The organism is Chitinophaga oryziterrae, from assembly GCF_009758125.1.
Lineage (GTDB): Bacteria > Bacteroidota > Bacteroidia > Chitinophagales > Chitinophagaceae > Chitinophaga > Chitinophaga oryziterrae.
In genome coordinates, this window is sequence record NZ_WRXO01000021.1 from 1 (window position 1) to 6,521 (window position 6,521).

The 6,521-nt window shown below is 42.7% G+C and carries 2 protein-coding genes; both read right to left on the bottom strand.

The window, feature by feature from the left end; genetic code table 11:
• Positions 1-2,932 (bottom strand): DUF6443 domain-containing protein (locus tag GO495_RS31785; RefSeq protein ID WP_157303995.1); only part of this gene is annotated, 2,932 nt, incomplete at its 3' end.
• A gap of 28 nt (positions 2,933-2,960) precedes the next feature.
• Complete coding sequence (locus tag GO495_RS31790; protein WP_157303996.1) at positions 2,961-6,419, bottom strand: hypothetical protein; 3,459 nt, start codon at positions 6,417-6,419, stop codon at positions 2,961-2,963.
• Positions 6,420-6,521: the final 102 nt, after the last annotated feature.

The following is a 6,521-nucleotide window of genomic DNA, read 5'->3' on the forward strand; positions in this document are numbered from 1 at the left end:
GTACATATAAAGTACCGGGAATATAATACCCAGCCTGCAATGGGAAAGAAGCACTATCCTGGTCAATATTCCAGATCACCACAGAATCATACAGTGTACTGGCCCTGTCTGATTGGCTAACACCAACTCCCTGTCCAGTCCAGCTTTTTCCCGGTGCTGTTATTTCCAGTACTCGATTTAAAGATGAAGATTCGTAAATGGTATTGCTATAATAATAGCTTTCGTTGTTACCATATTGAGTATTGTAGAAGATGGGCTGTTTAGTCGCTGCATCTGTTCTGAAATTACCAGTACTTAAATTATCAGTGTAAGGCAGGTATTGCCTAGGTTCCCTGTCGTATGGGTCGTAAAAATTAGTAGAAATTATATCTGCCAAATCACGGGTGGCCTGCTTTGCCACTGTTTGCACAGGACGCCCCAAGCCATCAATATAAATAGTCATCTGTTTAACATCATATACTCCCGTCTGTGCATCTGCTGTAACCTGATCAGTGATACCCGGTTTGGTGAATATCCGTGTCCTCACATAGTTCATGTTATTGGGATCAAGGCCTGCAGGATAAGCCGGCATGGCTATCAGTGTCTGGCTTCCCGCTGCCGCCCCGGTAGTTGTATCCGGTGTGAATGTGGATGTATTTACAACTTTTACTCTTACAGAATTGGAAGCGACTGTATTCATACCACAAACAGCCAGTCTACGGAACCAGGTCGTCTTTGTAATGCTGCTAACAGTCTGTGATGCCAAATTTGTCCAGGTATATTCATCAGGGGAACTTTGAAACTGGTAAGTGTAGCTGCTACAGCCCCCACCTGTTGCGACCTGTACACTGCTGAGAGTAACACTTCCTCCACTGGCAACAGTAGGGGAATTAATCGTGATCAAACCACCATTTAAAGGAGGAATTGCGATTAATGTATTAGTATAGGCGGTAAAAGTAAGGCTGGTAACTCTCAGCCTGTAATATGCAGTTGCGGCTGTGCCTTTAGGTGTATAACTCAGGGACGTCTCACCACTGATATTAGTCCAGGTAGTGCCATTGGTGGATTGCTGCCATTGGTAACTATAAGTACCATTGCCACCAGTCGCAGGGAAACTCGTATAACTAAATGCACCATAAAAGTTGACTAACAATGTATCCGGATAAATATTACCCAACTGTAAAGCGGGGTATACAGTAAAAACAGCAGGGCTTGTGTAGACGGTAACACCGTTACTGGTAACAGCTCTTCTAAAGCGGGTATTCACTGTTAACTGACCAGGGGTATAACTTTGTGAAGTAACCCCGCCGATAGTGTTCCAGGTAGTACCGTCTGTTGAACTTTGCCATTGGTAAGTATAGGTTCCGTTTCCGCCTGTTGGAACAGAACCTGTGAGCAATCCGGGGCTGTTCGCATACACTATATTACCTGAAGATGGTGCAATCGTTCCTGCCACCAACTGAGGGTATACTATAATCGTTGCACTATTGCTGGTAACAGCTACCGTATTACTGGTGGTGATCACATGATAATAGATAGTATCAGTCAGATTACCAGGCGTATAATTTTGTGCGGTAGCGCCACTGATGTTTGTCCAGGTGCTATTGTTAGGTGAACTCTGCCACTGGTAAGTATAAGTACCATTGCCACCGGTTCTTGTATTGGTGAGTAACCCCGGACTGGTATTATAGTTGATGCTTGCACTTGCTGGTGTAATAGCTGTAGTAACCTGCGGGTATACTGTCACAGTAGCCGCTGCACTATTTACAGAAACGCCGTTACTGGTGCTTACCAAACGATAATATTTAGTTACCGTCATCACCCCCGGCGAATAAGTCAATGACGTTGCCGCACTGACGTTTGTCCAGGTGCTGTTATCAGGAGAACTTTGCCATTGATAGGTATAAGTACCATTTCCTCCGGTAGCTGCGGCTGCTGTTAAAGTTGATGATGAAGTATTGTAATTTAGTGTCTGTGTTGCCGGAGTTATAGTACCGGATACCAGTTGTGGATATACGGTTATCGTACTTGTATTTGTATAAGCAGTTGCACCGTTACTGGTAGTCATTCTCCTGTAATAAGTCAGACTTGTCAGCGCTCCCGGTGTATAATTCTGTGTAGTAACGCCTGTACTGGCCCAGGTTGAATTATTTGCCGATGATTGCCACTGATAGGTATAAGTACCATTACCACCGGTACTGACAGTACCGGATAATGCACCCGGACTGGTACTGTAATTAATAGTTAAGGCGGTAGGACTGATCGTACCCGCACTAATCTGTGGATACACAGTAACCAGCACACTGGCTGAATAAACCGTTTCCGAACCACAGGTAGTTTTCTGTCTGAAGTAAGTATTGGCAGTTAGTGCAACAGGCGTATAGTTTTGTGTTGTTGCCCCTGATATATCAGTGAACGTTGAATTGTCCGTGCTTTGCTGCCATTGATAAGCATAGCTTCCAATGCCCCCTGTTGCTCCGGAGCTTGTTAACAAGGTAGGAACGGTATTGTAATTAATCGTCTGTGATGCAGGGGAAATGGTACCTGTTGCCAGATGCGCACTGATCGTCACCGTAGCTACAGGGCTATAGCCGTTGGCTCCACCAGTAGTGCTGGTCATCTCCACCTGGTAGTACTGATTGGCTGATACGGCAGTTGGTGAATAAGAAATAGCTGTAGCACCTGATATGTAATAGAAATCAGTACCATTTGTTGAAAGCATCCACTTGTAAGTATAGCCACTTACATCCGGCCCCACCAGTGAGATGGTAGCAGGGGTAGCACCAGAAAAGACAGTTTGACTGGTCGGACTAATAGAACCAATCGTAAAGAACCGGGTAGTAGTGCTATCCCCGGAAATAGAAAAGACTGACTGGCAAATCATACACAACATGGCCATCAATAAGAAGACCTTTGACTTGGCTATATGGAAAATGTTATTTTGCTTATGCATGACGAATGAGGTTATACAGGTGAGCTGATTATTGTTTGTACCGGTATTCATAGGTTTTGAGGATATTACGGTCCACATCCCGGACCAGCTTCAACCTGTTAAAACCATCGTATTCAAAATAAGAGATCCGGTTATCAGCATCACATTGCGTAGTCATTCCTACCTGCGGATCATAAGTAAAGGTGTTCATTTGTGCATCCGTGGGATATAGACGCAGTTCATCAATTGTTACACTGCCACTGACCGTTATTGTGGATGCTCCGGCAGCGATTGTATGTTCGTAATAATACCAGCCATTTTTATTATACGAAGAGGTGGCTGTAGTCCCATTAACAGTAGCGGTGCTGCTCTTACTCCAATAAGATACGATATAAGATTTAGTAGTAGTAAGTCCTGTTCGCGATACTGATCCATTGCTTAATGCATAAGATTGTCGCCCCGTAATTCCCTGTGTGATATCTCTTGTAGCAGATGGAATCGTCCAGTAACCCGCCGCATCCGGTTCAAAGCTGGTATGGGCAATTTCGTTTTGTGCAGCATTGGACACGGTAGCTATTGGATATAATGTATCATATCCCCACACATAACTTTGCCTGATATCGCTGTCTTTCTGTTGTTCCTGGATATTTCCATAGAGATCAAACTTGTTAAACCTGAGTTTAGTTTCTATAGGATAATTGCTGATCTGTTCATCTATTGTTTGAGGTAATAGTAACTTACTGTTGCTATTCACATCGGTATAATTGATGTTAGTCAAAGAAAGTTGTACACTGTTTTTCTTCTTCACCTGCTGTACTAAAGGGGAAACAATATTTCTGTTCATCATTTTCTGATACACATTTCCAGCCGCTGCCAGGTCATGAGGATATTTGGACAGCACTGAAATAGTATCACCGGTACTGGTAAAACTTCTTGTCAACGTAGGATAAGTATGGGTAGTATCGTTGTATTCATATTGCTGAGTGGTATATATTTTATTGCCAAAGTCGTCCCAGGTAGTATCCGACTTACTTCTTAACAACATAACACCTGTTGGCTGATCTATAACCTCCAGGTAAAAGTCAACTGGCACCCATTGCGGCTGCATATTAATCTCCAGACAGCAGGTGCTTAAATATTTTACTCTGACTTTAAGACGATGCTCAACGGTATCTCTAAAGTGCCAGTAATCATAAACTGTACTATTTATTTTTTTTAACCCAACAGGGGTAGATTTATAATTATTTACATAGGAAAGGAAGTTGTTTTTCCATGTAAAGGAGTTAAGATATGGCCCACCCCTGGTATTAAAGGTAAGCGGGCCTGCGGTCTGATATTCTTCAGTAGTAGTACCCAAGTCAATAAATATCTTATATCCGTATTCTGTTTTCCCGTTTGCATTACCTGCACTATCCACCTGGTACCTGGTTACATTTGTATATAATAATGGGCTACCATTACATTGGGAAACGGGTATTACACTATTACCATGAAAAATAAGTGAATAGCCAGGAGGATAAGTTGATACGTAGTAAATACAGGAAAGCGCACTCTGCCAGCCACCCCCACGAGGAAAAACCTGTTCAATATTCAGATCCTGGTAGTACATATCAGTAAGCATTGTTCCACCGCCGTACTCATATTTCTCCTTACCAGTCATTCTCCCATTATCATCAAAATTGGTGAGTGTCTTTACTCTTAGCCCACCACCAATTCTTCTTATATCGCCATATCCCAGGTTTTTTGTCCAGTTGATAGATGCAGAAGCAGAAATGCTGGAACTGGTGCTATAAGTATTCATTATAAATGAATAATTATGTCCTGCAGTAAGAAGGAGTTCAATATTAGTCAGCGAATAACTGCTGCTTTCCTGTCCGGGCGGAGTAGCTGTATTGACAATCTCTGTATTACTGGTAAGGTCTTTCAATATAATACGCGGTCTGTCGGTTACATCACCCGATGCAAACGCAGGCAGGAAGAAACTGTATTTAAAATAAAGATCATCTGCTGTCACACTGAAAAAGACAGTATCAGTAGATTGTACACCTCCTGTACAATATAGAGAAACATTATAGGGTTGGCTTTGCATTTCTCTATGGATAAACGCATGTGGTTCAAATTCAAATACTGTTTTTCCTTTAGTAGGGTATTGAATAGAGGTAATGGTGCAGGCTTTCATAAAGGTTGAATCAGTATCCCTGTTGGCATTACCAATGGTATAATAGGTACTTAGCCAGGAAACGCTTTGCGGAGGTATCAACCCTGCGTTATCAAATGCGCCATTATTAAATCCCCATCGATCTTGGGCACAAGATTCTCTTGGAGCCATGATTGTAGTGTCATAAGTCATCCGGTACATCTGGGGTGCTATTGTTCCGCTCACAGATAGTTGTCCTACTGAATCCAGTCGTAGTCTCTTCTTCTGATCAGCAGTCGCATTGGCAAAAGCATATCCGGTACCATTACTGTTAAAATATGACTGATACAATATGATACGTTTTGTCTGCTTCAGGGTACCTTCCTGGTTCGCATATACATCCGCTTCTGTCAATCGCATGGCTGATCCGGCCACATCGGCCCTGTCACAGGTATTGATAAAGGATATTTTACCACCCCGCCAACTGATCTCTTTGGGATAGGCTTCATATAACGTACCCATTTGATAGGTGACTGTTTCCTGATTCTTAAAGTTATTAGGTAACTCACACCCTGTAGAGGACATTCCGATGTAATGTGAATAATTGTAGTTCTTCTGATATACAGGGTTGCAGGCTGTTTCATAACTGAAGTAAATAGTATCTGTTGCGTTGACATCCACCATTTTTGTTAATCGCCAGGCGGCGATGTAAGTCCCGGTACCGGAAGCCAGAGACATATCATTACTCATCTGCTTGCCGAAAATATAAAGAACACCGTTTTCGTCAGTAATGGTAAAATAACCACCTGCATACGAAATTTTATTATTGGTTACAGGCTCCTGAATAATTGAACCATTACGACGGAATGTAAATTTCCCACTCTGACCATTGATGGAATAAGAAAACTGGTCTGGCTCATTATCAGCGAAGCCTTTTTGTATATTAAAAAGATATTGGTAATAGCCAGTTGGAGAAGCCATCACAGAATCGGGATCCGGAGCCAGGAATAATCCTGCACTTCCATCCTCATCAGGCTTCCCTACCACTTGTCGCGAAACAACACATATCCCGGACAAAACCCATCCCATTCCCACACTTGAGGATATTTCGCCCACACGAATGCCACCAGCATGATAATCCAGCGATAGCGGTAGTTTGATTTTTCCCACATTAATCTCATAAACGGGAATGTTGATCGAGGGCACACCCGTCGCATAACTGACAGGGATATTTCCGAATTTCCCAAGACTCGCCACATCGGGCGACTTCGTGCTGACGTCAATCAGATTTTGGGTAACAGTACCGGTTTGCATCTGGGCATGCGTATGCATGACAATAAATAGTGAAAGGAATAGAAATAACTTTTTCATAAAATGATGGGGTGTTGAGGTATGCGGACTTATAATGAGTAACCTATTCTGAGTTTGATATTATCTGTTTTGGGTAATTGTCGGGGGGCCAGGAAATCATAC